The sequence below is a fragment of the Cephaloticoccus primus genome (assembly GCF_001580015.1).
Lineage (GTDB): Bacteria > Verrucomicrobiota > Verrucomicrobiia > Opitutales > Opitutaceae > Cephaloticoccus > Cephaloticoccus primus.
Window position 1 is genome coordinate 21,852 of sequence record NZ_LSZQ01000046.1, and the last position, 22,594, is coordinate 44,445.

Here is a 22,594-nt window from a genome sequence, read left to right on the forward strand (position 1 = left end):
GCTTCATGAAAGCGATTGGCGTACTCCTAGGTTTTGTCGAAACGGGCCGGGGCAAGGATATGCAGGCGATAATCGGAGTCAGCACCATATTCCGAAACGATCATTGGCCGGTTCGGATACTCCTCCTTGAATCGCAGCAAGAACTTCTCGAAATCCTCAAACTCCCCGTCATACCACCCTTGATAAAGATTCCACCCTACGACCTGCGGGACATCTATCAGCCCTGCCCGCTTGTAAAGATCCAGATCTCCATGAAAGGCAATCATGGTATAGCGCTCGGGATCTTCTTCTCTACACAAGGTTTCGATCTCTGTCGCCAGATTCCTTACCTTTTCTAAATAGTGCTCAAGTTTCGGAGCATCGCTCCTGTAGGAAGGCAGGCCAAGCAAGACTTCATTCATGTAGCTCCAGATGATAACGCTGGGATGATTGTAGTTCTGCCTTATCATTTCGCGCTGCATTTCGAGCGTCACACGGGCGAACTCCTCGCTCTCGGTTATCTTATTATTCCCCGGAGTTTCCACCGAAACCAATATCCCCAAACGATCGCAAGCTTCCATGAGCGCAGGGGCTTGTGGATAATGCGAAACGCGCAGGAAATTACCTCCCATATCTTTGAGCAATTGAACATCGTTGACGTGAAGTATATCGGGAAGGGCCGAGCCCAGCCCCCGAAAATCCTGGTGCCGGTTTGCACCGATCAGCTTGAGTGGTTCCCCATTCAAGATGAACCCACGCTCTGGGTCGAAACTGTACCACCTGAAGCCCAATGGGTTAATCACCTCGTCCAATAGAGTTCCATCCTTTGCACCGACCAGTGCATTCACCACCCTGTATAAATAAGGATGGTCTGGAGCCCATAGATGTGGCGATTTTATAGTTACATCCGTAGAAAAGCTTCCGTCCCCGTCCGGGCTAACCGTCGACTCAGCTATCTTGTCCCCTCCCTTATCGTAGATCGTGGTCAACACTTTCAACTTCTGCTTTGTGGATACCCTCCCTTTGACCCGAACAGTGGCTGCCTCTGCCGAAACATGTGGTGTGGAAATAAAAACGCCGTTACTGGCATAGTTATTCATGTCAAAATGATCTTGCCCCAACACGACCAAATATACACTCCGATAAATACCGCCATACACACTGAAATCGCCACTCACCGGTATTATATCGGGATTGAAGCTATTATCTACCTTAACCCTGATGGCATTTATCCCCTGATGAATAAAACCACTTATATTGAAGTTAAATGCCGTATATGCTCCTACATGAGAGCCTGCGCTTTTGCCATTTACGAATAACTCGGTTACCTGGCTAGCCCCCTCGAAGTGGATGTAAACTTGCTTTTCCTGCCACCCCTCGGGGATAAAAAGCTCCTTCTGATACCAGCCTATGCCACGATAGTAGCCTGGCTCATCGGCCATAACATCTTCCGCATTCCAGGTGTGGGGAAGGTCGACATCTTCCCAACAGGCTTGCCCCTGCCCGTTTGTGGGGGCATCTGCTCCCTTGTAGAATTTCCAGGAACTGTTGATACCTTGGGCTACGCGCTTGGAAGACGAAAAAGAAGGCGTTAACAATGAATCAGGGGGAAGCATGAACCGATAGTCTCCCCGATTCTTTGAGGGTCAATGCTGGTTATGGCGCTCCTCCCCCTTCACTATGGATATGACTTGGCCTATTTAATGAACCTAAAGGGGAGAGGTTTTTTTGATAAACTAAAGGAAATGCCTGCTCTGTTTTGGGTCGATTTTGAGATGATAAAATCCTATGGCTTATATGGTTTAATATTCCGTGCCCCCAAAAGTTCCCTATTGAATTTTGAGCTCGGGCACTCAGGTTTGTGGTCGAACCCTCCCCTACTATGCCCTACAAAACACCCGAGAAAGCCGAAGAGAGTGCTCACTCTCTGATTTTCCCCGAGCCGACCGTGGACGAGACTCGCCTCGCCGAAGCGGCTGAGGCCCTTCACCGTGATGGTTATTTTATCGCCCGCGGACTTTTCCTCCCCGAAGAGGTGAGCGACCTGAATGCGCATTTTGGCGCGATGCATGCGGAGGGGAGGCCCGGATTTTACGAGCCGGGAAAGTTCGTAAAAGGAGATGCGAAGATAGCTGGCAGTCCGGAAGATCCTCTGGTCAGGTGGCCGCGCGTGATGCATCCGCATCGTTTTGATCAAAAGGCACGTGCGTACCTGCTTCATCCGAAAGTGCGGATGTATCTCGTGAAATTCATGGGCCAGGATCCTGTGGCAACCCAAAGCATGTATTATTTCAAGCCGCCCGGAGCACGTGGGCAGGCAATACACCAGGATAATTTCTACCTCTTGGTGCAGCCTGGCACCTGCATGGCTGCCTGGATCGCTCTGGATGACAGCGACGCGGAAAACGGCGGACTGATGGTCGTGCCGAACACGCAAGATGCGGAGCTCGTCTGTCCTGACATAGCCGACTCGAAGCTTAGTTTCTCTTCCAACCAGGTGCCTGTCCCCAAGGGGAAAAAGCCCGTATATGCCGAGATGAAGGCCGGGGACGTGCTTTTCTTTAATGGCAATGTGCTCCACGGCTCAGGGCCCAACCGCTCGAAGACGCGCTTCCGCCGTTCTTTCATTTGCCACTACGCGAAGGGAGACCTGGCGAGGATATCCAAGTATTACACGCCCGTGGTTTCCATGGATGGGCGCGACCTCATGGTTGAGTTCGAGAAGTCCGGTGGACCCTGTGGAGGCGAGTGGGAGGGGGCTCCCGGGGCCTAGGCCTGCGTTTTAGCTGTGCACCAGACCCGCTAACCTCCGTGACCCTACGTTGAGGCGCTCGCTGCCCCGCGACGGCGGCGCAGCAAACCATGCTTCGGCGCAAAAGCCATCGCGCCCACGAAGACCAGCGCCTGCGTCAGCACGATGCAGGCCGCTGTCGAGGCATTGAGGAAAAAACTGCTGTAAACGCCCACAAAGCTGGAGCCCACCGCGGTGGCGACTGCGATCCACAGCATGCGGCCAAAGCGCTGCGTGAGCAGGAAGCCGACGCAGCCCGGCGTCACCAACATCGCCACCACGAGGATGATGCCGACCGCCTTTAGCGAAACGACAATCGTCACGGCCAGCAGTGAAAGCAGCAGGTAGTAGAGCCACCCGGTGCGCAGCCCGATAGCGCGCGCTTGCGCCGGATCGAAGCAGAACAGCAGCAGGTCGCGCCGCAGGGCCACGATGACCGCGAGCACCACCGCACTGGTCAGCAGGGTCGCCCGCAGGTCGCCGGGCAGCAGCCCGAGGATGTTTCCGAAGAGCACCTTATCGATGTGCAGATCGACCTTCAGTTTCGTGAAAAGCACCAGCCCGAGCGCGAAGAGTCCGGTAAACACCACGCCCAAAACCGTATCTTCCTTTACGCGACTATTGGCGCGGATGAAGCCCGCCGAAACCGCGCAAAACAGGCCCGACAGAAAAGCCCCGAGCGCGATTGGCAGGCCGAAGAAATAGGCCAGCACCATCCCGGGCAGCACGGCGTGCGAAATCGCATCGCCCATCAGCGACCAGCCCTTGAGCACGAGATAGCACGACAGCACCGCGCACACCGCCGCAATCGCCGTGCCCGCCAGCATCGCTTCGACCATGAAGGGATAGCGAAAGGGCTCCAGAAGTGCGTCGAGTAGCGGTGGCATCGGGCGGAGGCTTTCGTTTGCGGTTTCGTCGTGGCGGTGCGGGTGGCGGTGAGATTTCTTGGGGCGCGTGCTGCTACGACTGCGCGGCGGGAGTCCGCGCGGGAGCTGGCTGCGCCGCCTCGTGCCCCCTCAACCGCGCGAGCTGGCGCAGCCGCACGAGCCCATGTTTCGGGGCAAAGAAAAACACGCCGAGGAAGATCAGCGTTTGCAGCGTCACGATGCAGCCGCCGGTCGCCCCGTCGAAAAAGTAGCTCGCGTAGGCACCGACGAGCGAAGTCCCCGCGCCCAGCGCCATCCCCACGCCGATCATCCGGCTAAAGCGATCCGTGAGCAGGTACGCGGTCGCCCCCGGTGTGATGAGCATCGCCACGACGAGCACCGCCCCCACGGCTTGCAGTGCGGCGACCGTCGTCGCCGAGAGCAGCGCGAGCAACACCGCGTGCAGCACCGCGGTATTGAGCCCTAGCGCGCGGGCCTGATGCGGGTCGAAGCACACGAGGAGCAAGTCGCGCCACTTGAGCCCGAGCACAAGGAGCGTCGCCGCCGCGACGACCACGATTTGCGCAATGTCGAAATCCGAGATCCCCAAAATATTGCCAAAGATGATCGTCTCCAGGGCCACGCCACTGGGGTTTATCGAGATGAGCAAAAGCCCGAGCGCGAAGAAGGCGGTGAACACGACGCCGATCACCGCGTCTTCGCGCAGTGGCGTCCGCGCCTTGACGAAGGCCATGCCCGCCGCCGCCAACAGGCCCGTGCCCAAGGCCCCCGCCGCAAAGGGCAGCCCCAGCGCATACGCGACCGCCACGCCGGGCACCACCGCATGCGAGAGCGCATCGCCCATCAGCGACCAGCCCTTCAGCGTGATGAAACACGAGAGAAAGCCGCAGACCGCGCCGATCAATCCGCTGACCACAATCGCGCGCAGCATGTAGTCGTAGTGCAGCGGAGTAAGGAGCGGGGGAAAAATATCAGACATGCGGACGGTTCAAAAAAAGGCGCTTACCCGCGCGGGCGAGTGCAGCGGTTTACGGGAAAATTGACGAGTGCAGGAGCGGCGAGGCCCGACACCGAAAACACAGCACGTGAAATGTGGCCCCAAGAGCATGAAGTGCGGTGGGCGGCGCGGCCAATGCGATGCGGATGCAGCAGGCTCATCGGGACCTGGGTTCAGGGGCCGCCGCAGCCTCTGCTTCCTCTTCGTCGCGCTCGGCGAGTACGTCCTCCTTGCCCTCGCGGTGGCTGTATTCTAGGTGGCCGCCTTTGCCGAAAACGAGCGGGCGCTCGTCGTCGGTCAGCAGCGTGACCGCCTTTTCGTCGTGTTTTTGCACCGTCGATTCATCGAACTTGAAGTGCCGCAGCACGCCGCCAAAGGCGCGCACCAAGTTGTCTTGGGTGAAGACCTGCTCGGTCGGCCCGGCGGCCAGCACCGTGCGGTTAATGAGGACGACCCAGTCGCAAAACTCGGGCACGGCACCGAGGTTATGCGTCGAGACGAGGATCAGGTGACCGGCGGCGCACAGCTCGCGCAGCAGCTTGATGATCGCCGTCTCCGTCTGCACATCCACACCGGTGAAAGGCTCGTCGAGCAGGATGATCCGGCTGCGCTGGGCCAGCGCACGCGCGAGGAAGACGCGCTTCTTTTGCCCGCCGGAAAGCTCGCCGATCTGCCGGTCGCGGTACTCCAGCATGCCCACGCGGCGCAGGCTTTCCTCGGCGACTTCGCGGTCGCGCGCACGCGGCATCCGCAGGAAATTCATGTACCCGTAGCGGCCCATGAGCACGACGTCCCACACGCTGACGGGAAAGGTCCAGTCCACCTCCTCGGCCTGCGGCACGTAGGCGATCAGGCCCGCCTTGAGCGCCGACTGCATGCTGCGACCGCCCACCTGCACGCGGCCGCGCGAGGGTTTTACAAAGCCCATGATCGCGCGAAAGAGCGTCGATTTCCCGCTGCCGTTTACGCCGACCAGTGCACAGATGCGCCCGCTCTCCAGCCGGAAACGGGTGTCCCGCAACGCCACATGCCCGTTGGGATAACTGACCGTGATGTCCTCGACGCTCAGTTCGAGCGGGGGCGATTCGGCAGGCGAATGCGGAGGTGAGTCGGGCGGGCTTTCAGTCATGAAGGCTAAAGCCGCGCAAGATGACCTCCGCATTATATTCGAGCAAGCGCAGGAAAGTCGGCGCTGGCCCGGCGGCCTCCGTCAGCGAGTCCACGTAGAGTGCACCGCCGTAGCGGATCCCTGTCTCGCGGGCGACCTGGCGGGCAGGCTGGTCACTGATCGTGCTCTCGCTGAAAATCACCGGCACGCCATTCTCGCGCACCGCATCAATCACGCGGCGCACTTGCTGGGGCGTGCCCTGCTGGTCGGCATTTACCGCCCATAAAAACAGCTCCTGCATATCGAAATCCTTGGCGAGGTAGGAGAACGCGCCCTCGCTCGTCACCAGCCAGCGCTGCCGCGCAGGGATTTGCGCCAACTGCGTGCGCAAGCGCGTTTCGACCGCCCGCACCTGTGCGCCGTAGGCTGCCGCATTGGCGCTGTAGATCGCCGCGCCAGCCGGATCGATTTCGCTCAGGGCGCGGCGCACATTCTCGATATAAACGAGCGCGGCCCGCGGCGACATCCACGCATGCGGATTGGGCTGCCCCGAGTAAGCGCCCTCCGTGATTTTGATTGGAGTAATTCCCTCGCTCAGCACGGCGCTGGGCACATTTTTCAGCCGCGTAAAAAATCGCTCAAACCAGAGCTCCAGCCCCAGCCCGTTCCACAACACGAGGTCTGCCTCCTGCGCCTTGATGATGTCCTGCGGAGTGGGCTCGTAGCCGTGAATCTCGGCCCCGGGCTTGGTGATCGACTCCACTACCGCGCGGTCGCCCGCGACGTTTTGGGCGATGTCCTGAAGGATCGTAAAGGTCGTCACCACGCGCGGCTTGTGCGGCGCGGCACCGGCGGCTTCGCGCTCAGCCGCGCCCGTGCCCTCCCCCTTCGGCGCGCAGCCGATCAGTGCCGCGAGCAGCGCCGATAATCCAAGCCCCAGCGCGATCGTGCGCGCCGTACCGAGTAGATACTTTAGTTTCATGGTGTAGCCTTTGTCTTAAAAAAATCGCCGCCCGCTCCGCGCCTCCCCTCCACAATCCGCACTTCCGCGCTCCTCTAGGCCCACTCCCGAGCTGCCCGCCGCCATCAAAAAAGTGGCGCGGCCAAACCCATGAACCCTGGTTGAGCTGGCCGCGCCATTTCCACCGCGCAGAAAAAAACGCCGCCTCTCGGAGCACGGACACCCCGTACCCCGCAGCGCGGCGAGCGCCCCTCCACAGCGGGCGGGCAACACAATGGCATGGAGTGCTGCCACCCGACCGCGCAAAGAAGCGCGCCTGTTTCTGCACGCTTAGAAACTATACTTTGCAGTGACAAAGAACGAACGCGCGAAACGCGGCCCGTAGACGTAGTCGTTGTCGCGGTCGGCGCCGACCTCCAGGTCCTTCTGCCGCTCGTCGAAGATATTCTTCACGCCCAGCGAGACGTCGAGGTGGTGCCTGCCGCGCAGCTCGAAGTGGCGCGTGAAGCCGAAGTCGACGACCCAGAAATCCGACGTGTGGCGCAGCTCGCCCAAGCGGTTGTTCAGCGCATCCATGCCGCCGATGTACTTCGCGCCGAGGAACACGTTCACCTCGTCGATGGGCGTCCACACGACCTGGCCGACACCGCTCCACTTGGGCGTGATCAGGTAGTCGCGGGTCGAGATGATCGTCGTGCCGCCCTCCTCCGTGTCGTCGAAGATGTCTTCGGCCTCATCGTAGCGCGAGCGGTAGTAGGACGCGCCCAGCTCGAAGCGGAATTCCTTTTGCGGCTGGTAAACCCAGTTGGCCTCGACGCCCTGGACCTTGGAGCCCGAGGCATTGCTGCGCACTTGATAAAGATCGCCGGTCACGGGGTCGGTCTGGTTTGGCCCGAGCAGGAAGGTGTCATCGATGTCGGTGAGCGAGGCGGTGATGTCGAAGCCCCAGGTGGGCTTCACCGGATCGTTGCGCCACTCAAGACCGGCCATGCCGGTGATCGACTTTTCTTCCTTGAGATCCGCATCGTTGCGGATGCGGACTTGCTCCCCGCCGAGGATGTCCACGTGCAAGTCTTCGTCGAAGACCTCCGGCGCGCGGAAGCCGGTCGCCACGCTGGCGCGCAGCTTCAGGTTCGGCGTGGCCTCGTAGGCGACGGCGAGCCGCGGCGAGAAAATCGCATCGTCGAGCTCCGAGCTCTTATCGACGCGGCCACCGGCGATGACGCTGAGGAGCGGCGTAGCCGTCCACTCGTCCTGCAGGTAGAAGCCGACGTTGGAGAAGCTGTCGTCGGTGAGCCGGTTAATCGTGTTACCCTCGAAGTCGCGATTATCGTCGGTCACTTTTCCCACTTGTACTGCACGCCAAAGGCGAGCGCGTGTTTTTCCAGGCGGTAGTTGAACTGCGAGTCGATGTAGTGCAGCGGGTCCTTGGTGTAGCCGTATTGGCCGTAAGAGTCAGAGGCCGCGCTTCCGGCAATCGTGGGGTCGAGCTCGTCGGGATCGTAATTTGGGTCGGTCGGGTCGGTGATCACATCGCCGAGGCCGCCGTAGAAGCTGTCGCGCTCGATGTAGGCGAAGGAGTAGCCCACCGAGAAATCGAAGTCCTGCGTCACATCCTGCTCCCAGGTCAGCCCGCCGCGGTGGTACTTGGTCTGGAGCGACTCGGCGATGTTGGAGAGGTACTCGGGCTGGTCAAAGCGGTTACCGCCGCGGCGCTCTTCCCAGGTGTACTGGTAGTTCCCGCGCAGCCGGGTGCGCGTGGTCGGCGAGAACCAGCCCTGCACACCGACGACGCCGAGCTCCTTTTCGGTGATCTCGCTGTAGCCGTCGCCATTGAAGTCGATCGGGTCATTTTGGCTGGATTGAAACACGAACGAGAGGCCGCCCTTGCCCTCGGCAAACACACGGTCGAGCCGCCCATCGGCCAGCCAGACCGGCTCGCTCTTTTGCACGTCGACGCCGACTTGCAGGAAGCCGCCGTTGCGCAGCGGCTGGATGGGGATGAGGTTGATCACGCCGCTGACCGCGCCCGCGCCGTAGAGCGCCGAGCTGCCGCCTTTCACGACCTCGATGCGATCGACAAAAGCAGTCGGGATTTGCTCCAGACCGTAAACCCCACCGAGCGCCGACATGAGCGGCGCACCGTCGAAGAGGATCTGGTTATACGCGCCGCCGAGGCCCTGCATGAGCACCTCCGAGGTGTTGCAGTTTTGGCAGGTGCTCTCGACGCGGATGCCGTTAAACAGATCCATCGCCTGTGAGAAGTTAAAGGCCGCACGCATGTGCATGCCTTCGTTGGTGACGACCTCGGTGCGGATCGGCACCTCCGAGATCAGCCGCTCGGTGCGCGTCGCGGTGCTCACCACCTGCATCCGCTCAAGCGCGACGGCAGCTTGGTCGGCATCGGCGCCGCCGCTGGGCGCAGTCTGCGCGAAAAGCGAGCCGGCCGCTCCCAGCCCGCCGAGTGCGGCCGCCCAACTGAGCGTACGCGCCGCACGCGCGATTCGAAATGTATCTTTGTTTAGCTTGGTAATCATGGGTATTAATTCGTACCTATAGAGACGAAACGTAGTCTCAGTTACATTTATTTCCTTCGACAGCAAGGAGAATCTCTGGCTACGCATTGCCCCGCCCCTCCCGCCCTCCCGCTCCTTCCGCGCCTCTTGTCACCGCCCTCCATGCTCACAACAAAACGCGCCGCCCCGGCCCCCCAGGCCAGCTCCAAAGCCGCCACGGTCAGGGCCGCCAAGGCCACGAGAGAAGCCATGGAAACGGCCCGCGCCGCCGCGCTGCGCAGCACCCGCGAGGCGCACTCGCGCGAGACAGTCGAAGACTACGTCGAAGCGATTGCCGATCTGGTCGAGACAACGGGCGAGGCCCGCGTGACCGATCTGGCCCGACTGCTCGGCGTCAGCCACGTGACTGTAAACCGCACTATTGCCCGCCTGCAACGCGACGGCTTTGTGAGCTCGCAGCCCTACCGCGCGATTTTCCTGACCGATACGGGCAAGAAAATCGCAGTCGAATCCAAGGCGCGCCACCAGACGGTCGAGAACTTCCTGCGGGCCATCGGTGTGCCCGCCGCCGTCGCCCAAAAAGATGCCGAAGGCATCGAGCACCACGTCAGCCGCGAAACCCTGGCCGCCTTCCAAAGGCTGACTCAGCAGACGTAAAAGAGCCTGGGGCTTCCACTGCGCGTGGAGCGGTGGCGGGTCGCCACTTCCATTGAATTTGCGATTTTGTCCGTGCGCTTTGCGCCCGCCCTCCCGCCCAAAATCGCAAATTTACATGAATCTCCCCCTGTCGCGTTGCGACACGGTCTTCGACCGTTCCATTTTGCGAGCCGCTCGTTGGCGGCTCGTCAGGTACCTCAACCCGTGCGCGAATGAAACGGAAACCCATTGGGGCGAGGTGAGAAAGTTCACGGGTAAACTCCTAGCCGACCGAAGGTCGGAGGTTCTCTACTGTGCGGTTTGTGCATCGGGCGTCCCGCCCGATGCACAAACCGCACAGTAAATGGATGCAGGCACCGCCTGCCGCCGCCCGCGTAGGGCCGCCCTCCCGCTCCACGTGCAGTGCGAGTCTTCGACTCTTCTATTTAACAGCACTGCTCGTTGGTGTGCCGTCCGTTCCGCCGTTTGCGCCACGCGACTACTCCCAGCCCTAGCGTACCGAGGAGGGCACCATAGGTCGAGGGCTCGGGGAGCGCACCGAAGGGGAGGATTTGCATGTAGTCGGCGTTATACGCTTTCCACTGGGTGGTGTAGTCTTGGTAGCCCTCGAAGACGATTTGCTGGAGCTGGCTGAGCGCCATGCCGCCGTGGCGGACGAGCAGGATGTCTTCAAAATGGTTCCAGTTGCGCATGAAGAGCTGCGCCTTCGGGTCGCTGAAGGTGAGCTCCTCGATCCACAGGATGTTTCCCATGCCCCCGCGCCCGCCCGCCCAGTCAATCGTCCCGCGGTGCTCGATGTGCAGCCCGGCGAGCGTCTGTCTGGTACCGCCGCCCAAGCGCAGAATCGCCTGGTCGCCGCCGTACTCCGGCCCGAGCGGATCGTAGGGTGTGCCTTTTAAGATAACCTTCGGGAAACCGCCGCCGGTTTTCACGAGCTGGTGCCAGCGGTCGGGCGCGAGCTCCAGAATGTCCGTCCCTGCGCCGTCGCCGATGGTAATCGGGCCCGAGACGGAGAGCGTCCCTCCTTGCAGCTTAAGCGTGCCTTGGTGGATGTAGACCGCGCCGAGCTTGTGCGTCGCAGTGCTGCTGAGCGTAAGCGTGTTTGGGCCGGTTTTTACCAGATCCATCCCGCCGCCAAGTCTGACCGCACCTGCCACTTTTGTCTCAACGCCGGTGCCGGTACCGTAGCTGTGAATGTAGAGCGGGCGACCTGCGCCAGTCGTGATCAAGCCGCTGCCGGTGATTTGCTGCCCACGGGCGAGCAGGCCGCCCGAGTTGATCGTCAGCGTGTAGCTGCCAGTATTGAGGGCTCCCGCAGTCCCCAGAACGAGCGAGTTCACCGTGCGCGCGGCATTGAGCATCACAGGGCCCGGGAACCTAACGTTGTGGGCCCCGTTCCAACCCGCTTGCCCTCCCGTGTGGTAGCCTTCGTTGGGAATTGCGTTGAGATAGTGTGCCGCACCGGCACCCGATCCGGCGGCAATCGGCCGCAGCCAGCCTTGGTCGTACGCAGCCCAAGGGATGATCGAGTCGCCGCCCGCATCGTTAATGCCGAGACCGCTCGCCGAACTGGTCAGCCCGAGCTGCGCCCGTGCGTCGTTAAAGTAGAGTGTGCTGCGCGAGTCGGCGGCGCGGAGCAGTGCGGCTGCGCCCAGCTCAAAGTGCGTCACGCCGGCCGCCGCGCTGAACTCGATGGCGTTGGCCCCCGAGTCGAGCGTAAGTTCACCCAGCTTTTCGTAGGACGTATCCGCCGAGCCGATCCGGTAAACAAGCGTGCCCGCGTTGAGGCGGATCACCGCCTCGTCGTGAATCCGATCCGCCACGAAGCTGCCGCCCACATTCGGGTTACCGACACTTCCCCTGTTATCGAGGATCAGGCGGCCGCCGTGCCGGATGTCGAAGAGCATGGCCGCGGCGGCGAGGCGGCCTGCGCTGTGCAGCCGCAGCCCGGCACCGTAGAGATTGATCCGCCCCGCTTTCAGCTCGGCGTTATCGACGGCAAAGTCGATCCGGCCATTCCCCACGAGGTTGAGCGTCGCCGCCGCAGTGCTGCGCAGCGCCTGGCTAAAGGCTACATCACTGGTGCTGATGCTGCGCCCGCCCTCGATCCTGATCGTCCGCTCCCCATCGCCAAGATTGAGCGCGGTATCCCAGGTAAGTATGTTGGCGGACGAATAGTGGCCGAGCCGCAGCTCGCGCCCCAGCGGGATAAAGGCCGCCCAGTCGAGCTCACCCTCAGCACCGTTCAGCCTCAGTTTTACAGTGCTCGAAAAGGAGCTGCTGGCGGAAAGTCCGCCGTCGCCGAGCCACTGGATCTGCCCTGCACCGCTGCCAATATCGAGTACCGTAGTCCCCACCTTTCCGATGACGAGCACTCCACCGTCGAGCTGGATGTTGCTGCTCCCCAAAGCCTCCAGCCACAGGGCTCCTTCGCGGATCAGCGTCGCTCCCGTGTACGTATGGTCGGGCTGGTTGAGGTATAGCAGGCCCCTGCCCGTCTTGAGTATCCCGCCACCGCTCCCGCTGAGCTTACCGCTCATTTGGGCATGAACGATGTGGTTTTCCCCGCGTTCCACACGGATCTCACGCAGCTCGCTACCGAGATCGATATCGGAAGAGAGCGTAATATTCCCGCGTGCGTAGCGGGAGTTTAGCAAAAGGGCCGAGCCCGTGGGGACGAAGCCGCCCTCCCCCCAAGTGACGGCTCCCACGTTGACCGAACTCGCACTTGAAGCTGAGTTCGAAAAGCCGCCAGAGCCCATCCACTGGATTTGCCCCGGGCCCGTGCCGAAGCTGAACGTCGCGTCACTGCCGAGCTCCAAGATCCCGCCGTCGAAGACGATATTGCTCGTGCTGGGAAGCGCAGCCGCACTCCCCAGCCGCAGGACGCCGCCTCGGATGATCGTGCTGCCGCTCCAGTTGTTGTGCGTGTTGCTCAGCGTGATGAGGCCGGTACCGACCTTGATGAATGGTCCGTTGCCCGAGATCCGTCCGGCCAGCGTGAGCCCGCCCGTGAGCTCGCCGCGCGAGCCGAAGCTCACGCCCTCGGTGCCGACCATGTTGATCCTGAAGTTTACCTGATTGCTGCCGCCGTCGCTGTAGATCGCGCCGATGGGCCCCGTGTCGTCGTTGCGGGTCTGCCCGTGTCCGGCGACCTGGAGCGTCTGCCCGCTCACGCCGTAGGTGACCGCGACGCCCGCGTCCGAGCGAAAGGCCAAGGTGCCGCCGCTGTTTACCGTTTTTTGGGCAAAGCCGAGTGCGCCCACTCCACGCACAACGGCCATGCCGCCCGCATCGACAGTGATCGCGCCTGCCACGCCCAGCCCGTCGGTTCCCCCGAAGATCAAGTGCGGCCGCTCACCGGCCACACCGCCCACGGCGATTGTCCCACTCCCCGCAGTCCCGCCCGCAAAGTGTGTCGCTCCAGTCCCGCCGATCCGCAGCTTGTTATTGGAGAGATTGAAGACAGCGCCCAAGCGCAGCCCTGCCTCCGAGTAGTTGGCGATTCGCCCAAAGCCGCCGCCAAAACTACCGGCAGCGATCTGGATAACGCGCTCGATATTGATCTCGGAGTGGCCGGAGAGGCTCCCGTCGGCCTTGAGCGAGTTCACCACAAGCAAGTCTCCACCGGCACTGAGGCCGCTGCCGAGTCTGAGTGCCTCCGGGCCACTCAGCGTGTAAAAATCCCCCGCCTCAAACCACAGCGAGCGCAAGGTCCGTACCGGATTATCCAAAACGCGCGGCTGCTGCTCAGCCCCATCGGGTGACAGCTTGGCGAAGAGCACATCTGCGCCCGACGCGGGAACTGCGCCGCTGGCCCAGTTTTCGGGGGTCGCCCAATTGTCATCCGCGCCCGCGCCGCCCCAGGTGACGATGCCCGCAGGCAGCGTAACCTGCGCCACAGCAGGCGAACCCCAGGCGCCCCAAGCCAACGCGCACACACAGAGTAGCTGTGCGCGGCGAAAGAGCTTCAGGTATGGGGCCGCAACACTCGTTACAGCCCCGCTCGGGGCAGGGTTCATCGCGCCGCTTCATGACAAATCGTCCCACGCCTGTCTAAAGAGGGTAATACTAATAAGCAGTATTACGCACTATAATGTATGGAACCCTAACGTACATGGCGGCGCGCAAGGGCGGCCCTGCGCGGGCGGCGGCAGGCGATGCCTGCTCCCATTTACTGTGCGGTTTGCTCGGCGGGCGGAACGCCCGCCGAGCAAACCGCACAGTAGAATAAACTCCCTGAATGGAGCTCAGGTGGGAGTTTAACCCGTAAACTTTTTCGCCGCGCCCCAATGGGTTTCCGCTTCATTTGCATTTGAGGCCACATTTCCCAGTCGCAACGCGACTGGGGGGCAAATTTGGGAATCGTGCTTCGACGCGCAGCGTCGAGGCCGATTCCCAAATTGAATGGCACGTGGCGCCACGCCACCGCCCCACGCGCAGGGGTCTTCGACCCTTTCATTTTGCGAGCCGCTCGTTGGTGCGCCGTCTTCTCTGCCGCTTGCATAATCCGGTGGCACTCGCAGCGTCGCGCGCGATGTCGGCCAATTTTGCGCGCCTCGTCTTTGCCCTGACCGCGGTGTTCTTCGCCGCGTTTTTTCTGTGGCCGATTCTCCAGATCCTGAAGGGTGGTTTCTTCGATGCCGATGGCCGCTTCACGGTGGAGTACTTTGCGGTGCTACTGAGCGACCCACTCTACCTCGGCGGGCTGCGAAACTCCTTCCTGCTCGCCTGCGCGACGACGGTGCTGGCGATGCTCGTCGCCCTGCCGCTGGCCTTCGTCTCCGAGCGCTTCGCCTTTCCCGGGAAGACGCTGCTCGGCTCGCTCGTCCTCGTGCCGATGATCCTGCCGCCCTTTGTCGGCGCGATAGGGATCAGGCAAATCTTCGGCCAGTACGGCGCAGTAAACAGCCTGCTGATCGCGAGCGGCTTGCGGCCCGAGGGCTGGGCCTTCGACTGGTTTGCGCTCAACCAGTTCTGGGGCGTCGCGCTGATCCAGGCGCTCTCGCTGTACCCGATCATCTACCTCAACGCCGTCGCCGCGCTCGCCAACATCGACCCGGCGATGGAAGAGGCCGCCGAAAACCTCGGCTGTACGGGGCTGCGCCGGTTTTTCAAAATCACGCTGCCGCTCATCAAGCCCGGGCTCTTCGCGGGCGGCACCATCGTGTTTATCTGGGCCTTCACGGAGCTGGGCACACCGCTGGTCTTTGACTACGCGCGCGTCACGCCCGTGCAGATCTACTACGGGCTGCGCGACATCGGCGGAAACCCGTTTCCCTACGCACTGGTCACGGTGATGCTCGCAAGCTCGGTCGCGCTCTACGCGCTGGGCAAGGGACTCTTTGGCCGCAGCGGCCACGCCACGGCACCCAAGGCCGCGACGACGAGCGGCCCGCGCGAGCTGCCGCCGCTGCGCCGCGCGCTGTGCACGCTACTGTTCGCGAGCGTGACCTTTGTCGCGATCCTGCCGCACCTGGGCGTCGTGCTCGTCGCCTTTTCGAGCGACTGGTACGGCAGCGTCCTGCCGCGGGGCTTCACGCTCGAAAACTTCGGGCTCGCGCTCGGCCGCGAGCTCACCGTCCCCGCAATCGCCAACAGTCTGAAGTTCGCCAGCCTCTCCACACTCATCGACATCGGGCTCGGCATCGCCATCGCCTACGTCGTCGTCCGCAGCCGGCTCGCCGGCCGCCAGGTGCTGGACTCGCTCGCCATGATGCCGCTGGCCGTGCCCGGGCTGGTGCTCGCCTTTGGCTACCTCGCGATGTCGCAGGAGGGGCGTCTCTTTGACTTCATAAACCCGGTCGAAAACCCGAGCGTCCTGCTCATCATCGCCTACTCCGTGCGCCGCCTGCCCTACGTCGTGCGCTCCGCCGTGGCCGGTTTTCAGCAGACCAGCGAGACGCTCGAAGAAGCCGCGCAAAACCTCGGCTGCCCACCGCTAAAGGCGACGATCAAAATCACCCTGCCGCTCATCATGGCCAACCTGATCGCCGGCGGGCTGCTCGCCTTTTCCTTCGCCATGCTCGAAGTCTCCGACTCGCTGATCCTCGCGCAAAAACAGCTCTACTACCCGATCACCAAGGCGATCATGGAGCTCTTCCAGCTCATCGGTGAGGGCAAGTTTATCGCCAGCGCACTCGGCGTCTGGGCAATGGTTTTCCTGGGCGTGACAATCGTCGGCATGAGCCTGCTGCTCGGCAAAAAACTCGGCGCGATCTTCCGCGTTTAAAAAGCGTATCCAACGAATTGATACGACTCCTGACGAGGCCCCAACGAGGGCCTCGCTGGATAAAAGAGTCGAAGACTCCACTGCGCGTGGGGCGGCAGGGCGGCCCTACGCGGGCGGCGGCAGGCGGTGCCTGCTCCCATTTACTGTGCGGTTTGTACATCGGGCGTTCCGCCCGATGCACAAACCACACAGTTGAAAACTTCCGACCTTCGGTCGGGTAGGAGTTTACCCGTAAACTTTCTCACCTCGCCCCAATGGGTACTCGCTCCATTCGCATTTGATGCCTCGCGTCCTGTCGCGAAGCGACAGGGGGGGAGATCCTTAAATTTGCGATTTTGTTCGGGCGCAAAGCGCACGTGGCAAAATCGCAAATTGAATGGCACGTGGCGCCACGCCACCGCCCCACGCGGAGTGGGCTAAAAAGGCGTGCGTTAAGTGCCGCGCTCCCCAACGGCTAACGCCAGCCAGGCGACCAAGCCACCACAACGCCTCACTCACACGCGCCCGACCGCGCCCCTCCCGCCTCCTCCCGCCCGCCGCATGTTTTATCTGATCCTCACCTCGCTGACCTGGGCCTTTTCCTTCGGTCTGATCAAAGGCCAGCTCACCACGCTGGACCCGACTGCCGTCGTCGTGCTGCGGCTCCTCTTTGCGGCACTCGTTTTTGTGCCCTTTTTAAAACTGCGGCGCATCCCCGCGCGCCAAGCGTGGCGGCTGGCGTCCATCGGTGCGCTCCAGTTTGGCATCATGTACACGCTGTACCTGCGCGCCTTTGCGTTTCTGGCCGCGCACGAAGTCGTGCTCTTCACGATCTTCACACCCGTTTATGTCGCGCTGCTCGATGCGGCGATTGAGCGCCGCTGGCAGTGGCGGCATTTCTGGGCGGCGCTGCTCTCGATTGCGGGGGCCTCGGTCATGCTCTGGCACTCACTCGCGCTGGCGGGCATCGCAGCGGGCTTCGGCCTCATGCAACTGTCCAACCTGTGCTTCGCGCTCGGCCAGCTCGCCTGGCGGCGCGAGCGGGCACGCGCTCCTGCCGGCCTTCGTGAGCGCGAGCTTTTCGGGCTGCTCTACCTCGGCGCGCTCGGCGCGAGCCTCGCCGCTTCGCTCTTCAGCACCGACTGGCCCGGCTTTCGCCCCAGTGCCGCCCAGCTCGGCACCATCGCCTACCTGGGAATCATCGCCTCGGGCATCGGTTTCTTCTGGTGGAACCTCGGCGCCCTCCGCGTCAACGCGGGCACCCTCGCCGTGATGAACAACGCGAAAATCCCGATCGGCGTCCTCGTCTCGCTCCTCTTTTTTCGCGAGCAAGCGGCAGTCCCGCAATTACTCCTCAGCGGCGCACTGATGCTCAGCGCCGTGGCCCTCGCCGAAGGCTGGCTGACAAAATACCGCCCGCGCCCACCTGCGGCAGTCTGACCGACGCTTCCAGAAGCCCCCACTGCGCGTGGGGCGCGGTCGCAGACCGGTCTTATGGCGGTGCCTGCTCCCATTTACTGTGCGGTTTGCTCGGCGGGCGTACCGCCCGCCGAGCAAACCGCACAGTAGAAAGGGCCCGACCATTAGTCGGTGATTCAACCCGTCAACTTTTTCGCCGCGCCCAAACGGGCTCCATCTGCATTTTGAGTTTCTTCCCAGTCGCAACGCGACTGGGGAAGGTCCCGTTAAATTTGCGATTTTGGGCGGGAGGGCGGGTGCAAAGCGCACGGGCAAAATCGCAAATTCAATGGAAGTGGCGACCGACGAGCCGCCAACGAGCGGCTCGCAAAATAAAGGGGTCTGCGACCCCGCCCCACGCGTAGGGGCATGCGCTGGAATGGCGGCGGAGCAGGCTTGCCTCGCCGATGGGAGATTTCAGCGTGGGCGGCCTTATGCCCCTCACCCAAGAATTACTCGCCGAGCTCCACAACTATCAGGGCCGCAACCCGCGCCCGGCCGACTTTGATGCGTATTGGGACGCCGCCCTCCGCGAGCTCGATGCCACTGACCCGCAGCCCGAGCTCGTCCCCAGCAAAGAGCTCAGCCCCCGAAACAGCGAGGCCTTTGACCTGTGGTTCACCGGTGTGGGAGGCGCGCGGGTTTACGCCAGATACCTGCGCCCCAAAAATCGCGCGGAGGGAGGAGCCGACGGGAAATGCCCGGCGCTCCTTCAGTTTCACGGCTATGCGGGAAGCAGTCAGCGATTTCTGTCCAAACTCGTCTACAGCGGCGAAGGCTTTTGCGTCGCGGCACTCGACGCCCGCGGCCAGGGCGGCCGCTCCGAGGACAACAGCACCGTGCGCGGCACCACTTACATGGGGCACATCGTTCGCGGCATCGACGACCCCGATCCGCGCAAACTGCTCTTCCGCCAGATCTTCCTCGATACCGCGCAGCTCGCCCGCGTCCTTATGCGCTTCGAGGAAGTCGACCCAGAGCGGCTCGGAGTGATCGGCTGTTCGCAGGGCGGTGGACTCGGGCTGGCCTGCGCCGCACTGGAGCCGCGCATCAAACGCGCGGTCATCGGGGCGCCCTTTCTCTGCGACTACCGCCGCGTATGGGAGACAGACCGCGCCGTCGATGCCTACGGCGAACTCGGCCACTACTTCTACAACTTCGATCCCAAACATGAGCGCGCCGACCAGATTTTTACCCGACTCGGCTACGTCGACTGCCAACACCTCGCGCCCCGCATCAAAGCCCAGGTCCAATTCTACACCGGGCTGATGGACACCATCACGCCGCCGCATACCCAATTCGCAGCCTACAATAAAATCACCTCGCCCAAGGAGCTGGTCGTCTACCCCGCCACCGGTCACGACGTGCCCTTCGAGTGCGACCAATCCCTCCAGTTCCTGCTCGGCCTCTGAGGCTACGGTTTTTTGAGTTTGCTGCGGAAGTCGCCTTCCGCCGCCCAGTTTCCCTTCTCCAGCGTTTGGGCGATTGAGGCTTTGCGCATGAGTGCCTGCGCGGTGCCGTCGACCGGATTTTGCGCTAAAAGCGCGTCGGCCGCGCTCAGGGCTTCGGTGTGACGCCCGGCGGCCAAGAGGGCCTCGCCGAGTGCCAGCAGATTTGCCTGATTGCGTGGCTCAATCTCGCGGATCGCTTCGTAGGCAAAGACGGAGGTATCGGCCCAGCCCAGTGCCGCAGCGGCTTCGCCCATGAGCGTGAGCGCCGCAATGTCGTAGGGATTTTTGAGCAAGTGCCGTTCTGCCAAACGGAGTCGCCCTCGCGGATTTTTGGCCCGCCTCGCCGACACAGTCAGGAGCAGCGCAGAGAGTCCGCCGCGAGCTTTCCGCAGCCATGTGGGCCACAGCGCGATTTTTTTGACAAGGGCCGCCCGTTGAAGCCGGCGGGCAGCCAAGCACTCGGGCCGCGCCGCAAGGATCGTTTCGCAGGCAGTGAGCGCGTAGTCCCAATTGCCCTGCTCAAAAGCGCGGCGAGCGTTTTCAAACAGCTTTTGCTGCGGCGCACTCAGCGCATCCTGCGGGCGAGGTGGCGGGGCAGCCGACATGTAGCCGACTCAAGGCCTCAGCCACTCGCCGAGCAAGTCAGTGCTGCAAGGCTTCCCGTCGCAGACCTCCACTACGCGTGGGGCGGTGGCGGGTCGCCACTTCCATTGAATTTGCGATTTTGCCGCGTGCGCTGCGCGCCCGAACAAAATCGCAAATTTACATGAACCTCCCCTGTCGCGTTGCGACAGGACTGGAAGCATCAAATGCGAATGAAGCGGAAAACTCATTGGGGGCGGACTTTTTGGGCTAACAGGGAATCCAGCTCCGGACGCGGCGGCAACGACACCCCGCCCGAAAAGCCAGTTGAAGACCCCGACCGAAGGTCGGGTATCCCTTACTGTGCCGCTTGTTTGTCGGGCAGAAGGCCCGATGAACAAGCGGCACAGTAAATGGGTGCAGGCACCGCCTGCCACCCCACGCGCAGTGGCGGTCTTGGACTGATTTATTGGGTGGGCTCAAAGAGTCCGTCGGCTCGGGCGGCGGTTTCGAGCTGGGCAAGCGCGCCTGCGGCAAGCGTCTCTTCGCCTGCTTCGACGAGGAAGCGCAGCTTCAGCTCCGTACCCGAGTAGCGCACCATCACGCGGCCCGTTCCTACGCAGCCAGTGGTGGCGGTTTCCCCGCTTTTATTAAATGCGGCTTCCAGCTCCCGAATCGCCGTCTGGAGTTTCGGACAGCTCCCGAGAGCGCGCCGTTCGGGCACGCGATGAGCCGAGGTTTTTTGCGGAAATTTCCGGAGCTCGCCGCGAAGCGCGGAAAGCGGTTGGCCGCTGCGCCGCATCACATCGATCACGCGCAGCGCGGTGACGAGTCCATCGCCCGTCGGTGAAATATCCGCGCAGATGATGTGGCCACTCGATTCGCCGCCGAGGGCCGCGCCTTCGGCGCGCATCCGCTCGCTGACGTAGCGGTCGCCCACGTTGGTTCGCAGCACGCGCCCGCCTGCGGCACCAATCGCCGCATCGACGCCCAGATTACTCTGCACGGTGATCACCAGCGTATCGCGGGCCAGCGCCCCGCGCCGCAGCGCATCCAGTGCGAGGATCGTTAAAATCTCGTCGCCATCGAGCACCGCCCCGAGCTCGTCGATCAAGATGCAGCGGTCGCCATCGCCATCGTGGACGACGCCGAGCCGCGCGCCGGATTCGCGCACGAGCGCGGCGAGCTTTTCGGGATGCTCGCTGCCCAGGCCGGCATTGATGTTGTGCCCGTCTGGCTGGTCGCCGATCCCCACGATCTCCGCGCCGAGCGCGCGCAACGCGACCGGGGTCGCGCTCACAGTCGCGCCGTTGGCCGTATCGACCGCGATCCGCCAGCCCGCCAGCGACTGCGCGGGCAATAGCTGCGCGTGCGCCTGCACGTAAGCCGTGAGCGCAGTCTCGTCGCACGCGGTTGTTTGGGCTGCCTCCACCGCGCCGAGTGGCACTGCCTCGGGCAGCAGGTGCTCGATCTGCGCCTCATCCGCATCGGTGAGTTTCGTACCGAAGGAGGTGAAAAACTTGATCCCGTTATCGCTCGCCGGATTGTGCGAGGCGGTGATCACGACGCCGAGCGCGGCGCCCGTCGTCTTGACCGCACGCGCGACCGCCGGAGTCGGCAGCACGCCGAGCCGCACCGGCTCGGCCCCCGCCGCGAGCACGCCCGCGATTACGCCGCGCTCAAGTTCCGGGCCGCTCGCCCGCGTGTCGCGGCCGATGAGCACGCGCAAAGGCCGCGCCCCCTCGCTCCTGCGTTCATCGGCTCCGGCAACTTCACGGGTGCCGCCCTCACTACCAGCCACGCTGCCACTGCGGCCCGCCTGGGTCTTCGCCCACTCGACGGCTGCCGCACTCAAGCGAGCAAAAAAATCGGGATTCACGAGTGCGCCGCCGACCGGCCCGCGCACGCCGTCAGTACCAAAGTAACGGCGGCTCATGCGTTGCGGTAAAATTGGCGGGTGTCCTCGATCTTGCGGCGCACTGCCCCGCCAAGCAGCAGCTCGCGCGCGGGCTCAAGTCCGTCTTCGACGGTCTTGGTCTTGCCCACCAGCCAGAGCGAAATCGCCGCGTTGAGGACGACCGTGTCTTCGAGCCCGCGCGGGGCTTTGCCCGCGAGCAGGGCCTCGACGATTGCGAGGTTTTGCGCGAGGTCGCCGCCCTGGAGATCGGCAAACGAGGCGGGCTGCAACCCGTAGTGCTCGGGCTCCCAGGTCGCGTCGATCGCCGCCGCGCGGCCCACACCGACAACGCGGTTACGGGTCGCCGTAGTGACTTCGTCGATCCCTTTGCCCTCAGAAATCACGCCGTGGACGACGAGCCCTGCTTGCGGCTCCAGCGCCGCGAGCGCCGCCGCCAGCCGCGGCACCCATGTTTTGGAAAAACTGCCGAGCAGCACATGCGCGGGACGCCCCGGGTTAATGAGCGGCCCGAGGATGTTAAACACCGTGCGCTTGCCCTGCCCCGCGAGCGTTTTGCGCACCGGCGTGATGTGCTTGAAGGCGGGGTGAAAATTGGGCGCGAAGAAAAACACAAAGCCGAGCTCCTCCATCGCGCGGCGCAGCACTGCGGGCGGCGCGAAAAGATCGACGCCCAGCGCGGCCAGCAGATCCGCGCTGCCGCACTTCGAGGTGATCCCGCGGTTACCGTGCTTCATCGCCGGAACGCCCGCCGCCGCCAGCGTGAGCACGACCAGGCTCGATATGTTAAACCCGCCCGAGTGGTCGCCGCCCGTCCCCACAATGTCGATCGCGCGCGCCGCCCAGTCCTGCATCCCGGGGTCGAGCGCGCGCCGGCGAAACGCCCGTGCAAACGCTGCGATTTCCCCGGCTGTCTCGCCTTTTTCGGACAACGCGCTGAGGAAGTCCGCCTTCTCAAAATCCGGCACCTCGGGCGACTCCAGCGCCTGCGTCGCCGCCTCCACCTGCTCCGCCGAGAGCTCGGCGCCCTCCAGAAGCTGCGCGGTCAATTCTTTTAAAATGGGCATGTCCGCACAAGGCA

16 protein-coding genes are annotated in these 22,594 nt (G+C 62.8%); 5 read left to right on the forward strand and 11 right to left on the reverse strand.

The genetic code is table 11. The annotated features are described in order from the left end of the window. Positions 1-26: 26 nt before the first annotated feature. On the reverse strand, positions 27-1,595 hold the full coding sequence (locus AXK11_RS09460) for a glycoside hydrolase family 2 protein (protein WP_082780948.1): 1,569 nt from the start codon (positions 1,593-1,595) through the stop codon (positions 27-29). Between the two features lie 266 nt (positions 1,596-1,861). On the opposite strand from AXK11_RS09460, the gene AXK11_RS05830 reads away from it, so the two are divergent. Next, positions 1,862-2,752 carry a phytanoyl-CoA dioxygenase family protein gene (locus tag AXK11_RS05830; RefSeq protein WP_082780949.1) on the forward strand — a complete coding sequence of 297 codons (891 nt, stop codon included), beginning with the start codon at positions 1,862-1,864 and terminating at the stop codon, positions 2,750-2,752. A 44-nt stretch (positions 2,753-2,796) separates the two neighbouring features. Here the strand turns inward: AXK11_RS05830 and AXK11_RS05835 are convergent, their stop codons facing one another. The 6 genes from AXK11_RS05835 to AXK11_RS10060 form a co-directional block, all read right to left on the reverse strand. After that, entirely contained in the window at positions 2,797-3,657 is an 861-nt protein-coding gene (locus tag AXK11_RS05835; RefSeq protein ID WP_068630238.1) for a metal ABC transporter permease, read from the reverse strand. A 73-nt stretch (positions 3,658-3,730) separates the two neighbouring features. Next, positions 3,731-4,636: a metal ABC transporter permease gene (locus tag AXK11_RS05840; protein ID WP_068630239.1), complete on the reverse strand. Its 906-nt coding sequence runs from the start codon at positions 4,634-4,636 to the stop codon at positions 3,731-3,733. Between the two features lie 175 nt (positions 4,637-4,811). Continuing rightward, positions 4,812-5,783, reverse strand: coding sequence for a metal ABC transporter ATP-binding protein (locus AXK11_RS05845; RefSeq protein ID WP_068630240.1), 972 nt, complete (start codon positions 5,781-5,783; stop codon positions 4,812-4,814). Continuing rightward, entirely contained in the window at positions 5,776-6,744 is a 969-nt protein-coding gene (locus tag AXK11_RS05850; RefSeq protein ID WP_082780950.1) for a metal ABC transporter substrate-binding protein, read from the reverse strand. The genes AXK11_RS05845 and AXK11_RS05850 overlap by 8 nt, the downstream gene beginning before the upstream one ends. A 309-nt stretch (positions 6,745-7,053) precedes the next feature. Next, positions 7,054-8,064, reverse strand: a complete 1,011-nt coding sequence (locus AXK11_RS10055) for a TonB-dependent receptor plug domain-containing protein (protein WP_197456820.1) — start codon at positions 8,062-8,064, stop codon at positions 7,054-7,056. Next, positions 8,061-9,260, reverse strand: coding sequence for a TonB-dependent receptor plug domain-containing protein (locus tag AXK11_RS10060; RefSeq protein WP_068630242.1), 1,200 nt, complete (start codon positions 9,258-9,260; stop codon positions 8,061-8,063). The genes AXK11_RS10055 and AXK11_RS10060 overlap by 4 nt, the downstream gene beginning before the upstream one ends. 141 nt (positions 9,261-9,401) lie before the next feature. Here AXK11_RS10060 and mntR point away from each other — a divergent pair, with 141 nt between their 5' ends. After that, a complete protein-coding gene (gene mntR / locus AXK11_RS05865; protein WP_082780951.1) occupies positions 9,402-9,896 on the forward strand; it encodes a manganese-binding transcriptional regulator MntR in 495 nt (164 codons plus the stop codon). A gap of 425 nt (positions 9,897-10,321) precedes the next feature. On the opposite strand, the gene AXK11_RS05870 is transcribed toward mntR, so the two are convergent. Further along, positions 10,322-13,918 (reverse strand): autotransporter-associated beta strand repeat-containing protein, encoded by a 3,597-nt coding sequence (locus AXK11_RS05870; protein ID WP_082780952.1) that lies wholly within the window; start codon positions 13,916-13,918, stop codon positions 10,322-10,324. Between the two features lie 515 nt (positions 13,919-14,433). Here AXK11_RS05870 and AXK11_RS05875 point away from each other — a divergent pair. The 3 genes from AXK11_RS05875 (at position 14,434) to AXK11_RS05885 (ending at position 18,977) form a co-directional block, all read left to right on the forward strand. Continuing rightward, positions 14,434-16,128, forward strand: coding sequence for an ABC transporter permease (locus tag AXK11_RS05875; protein WP_231865776.1), 1,695 nt, complete (start codon positions 14,434-14,436; stop codon positions 16,126-16,128). A 540-nt stretch (positions 16,129-16,668) separates the two neighbouring features. Further along, positions 16,669-17,547: an EamA family transporter gene (locus AXK11_RS05880; RefSeq protein ID WP_068630246.1), complete on the forward strand. Its 879-nt coding sequence runs from the start codon at positions 16,669-16,671 to the stop codon at positions 17,545-17,547. A gap of 452 nt (positions 17,548-17,999) precedes the next feature. After that, positions 18,000-18,977, forward strand: a complete 978-nt coding sequence (locus tag AXK11_RS05885) for an acetylxylan esterase (protein WP_068630309.1) — start codon at positions 18,000-18,002, stop codon at positions 18,975-18,977. A gap of 2 nt (positions 18,978-18,979) precedes the next feature. Here AXK11_RS05885 and AXK11_RS05890 read toward each other — a convergent pair whose 3' ends face one another. The 3 genes from AXK11_RS05890 to trpD form a co-directional block, all read right to left on the reverse strand. Beyond that, on the reverse strand, positions 18,980-19,621 hold the full coding sequence (locus AXK11_RS05890; RefSeq protein ID WP_068630247.1) for a tetratricopeptide repeat protein: 642 nt from the start codon (positions 19,619-19,621) through the stop codon (positions 18,980-18,982). Positions 19,622-20,064: 443 nt separating this feature from the next. Continuing rightward, complete coding sequence (locus AXK11_RS05895) at positions 20,065-21,534, reverse strand: phosphohexomutase domain-containing protein (RefSeq protein WP_068630248.1); 1,470 nt, start codon at positions 21,532-21,534, stop codon at positions 20,065-20,067. Then, entirely contained in the window at positions 21,531-22,580 is a 1,050-nt protein-coding gene (gene trpD / locus AXK11_RS05900; protein WP_068630250.1) for an anthranilate phosphoribosyltransferase, read from the reverse strand. The genes AXK11_RS05895 and trpD overlap by 4 nt, the downstream gene beginning before the upstream one ends. Positions 22,581-22,594: the final 14 nt, after the last annotated feature.

What these genes read in the sequence shown, in the direction of transcription:
- AXK11_RS05845 (WP_068630240.1), bottom strand. Translation starts at nt 5,783, where the DNA reads ATGACTGAAAGCCCGCCCGACTCACCTCCGCATTCGCCTGCCGAATCG.
- AXK11_RS05895 (WP_068630248.1), bottom strand. Translation starts at nt 21,534, where the DNA reads ATGAGCCGCCGTTACTTTGGTACTGACGGCGTGCGCGGGCCGGTCGGC.
- AXK11_RS05870 (WP_082780952.1), bottom strand. Translation starts at nt 13,918, where the DNA reads ATGAACCCTGCCCCGAGCGGGGCTGTAACGAGTGTTGCGGCCCCATAC.
- AXK11_RS05875 (WP_231865776.1), top strand. Translation starts at nt 14,434, where the DNA reads ATGTCGGCCAATTTTGCGCGCCTCGTCTTTGCCCTGACCGCGGTGTTC.
- AXK11_RS05880 (WP_068630246.1), top strand. Translation starts at nt 16,669, where the DNA reads ATGTTTTATCTGATCCTCACCTCGCTGACCTGGGCCTTTTCCTTCGGT.
- mntR (WP_082780951.1), top strand. Translation starts at nt 9,402, where the DNA reads ATGCTCACAACAAAACGCGCCGCCCCGGCCCCCCAGGCCAGCTCCAAA.
- trpD (WP_068630250.1), bottom strand. Translation starts at nt 22,580, where the DNA reads ATGCCCATTTTAAAAGAATTGACCGCGCAGCTTCTGGAGGGCGCCGAG.
- AXK11_RS05835 (WP_068630238.1), bottom strand. Translation starts at nt 3,657, where the DNA reads ATGCCACCGCTACTCGACGCACTTCTGGAGCCCTTTCGCTATCCCTTC.
- AXK11_RS05830 (WP_082780949.1), top strand. Translation starts at nt 1,862, where the DNA reads ATGCCCTACAAAACACCCGAGAAAGCCGAAGAGAGTGCTCACTCTCTG.
- AXK11_RS09460 (WP_082780948.1), bottom strand. Translation starts at nt 1,595, where the DNA reads ATGCTTCCCCCTGATTCATTGTTAACGCCTTCTTTTTCGTCTTCCAAG.
- AXK11_RS05850 (WP_082780950.1), bottom strand. Translation starts at nt 6,744, where the DNA reads ATGAAACTAAAGTATCTACTCGGTACGGCGCGCACGATCGCGCTGGGG.
- AXK11_RS05885 (WP_068630309.1), top strand. Translation starts at nt 18,000, where the DNA reads ATGCCCCTCACCCAAGAATTACTCGCCGAGCTCCACAACTATCAGGGC.
- AXK11_RS05890 (WP_068630247.1), bottom strand. Translation starts at nt 19,621, where the DNA reads ATGTCGGCTGCCCCGCCACCTCGCCCGCAGGATGCGCTGAGTGCGCCG.
- AXK11_RS10060 (WP_068630242.1), bottom strand. Translation starts at nt 9,260, where the DNA reads ATGATTACCAAGCTAAACAAAGATACATTTCGAATCGCGCGTGCGGCG.
- AXK11_RS05840 (WP_068630239.1), bottom strand. Translation starts at nt 4,636, where the DNA reads ATGTCTGATATTTTTCCCCCGCTCCTTACTCCGCTGCACTACGACTAC.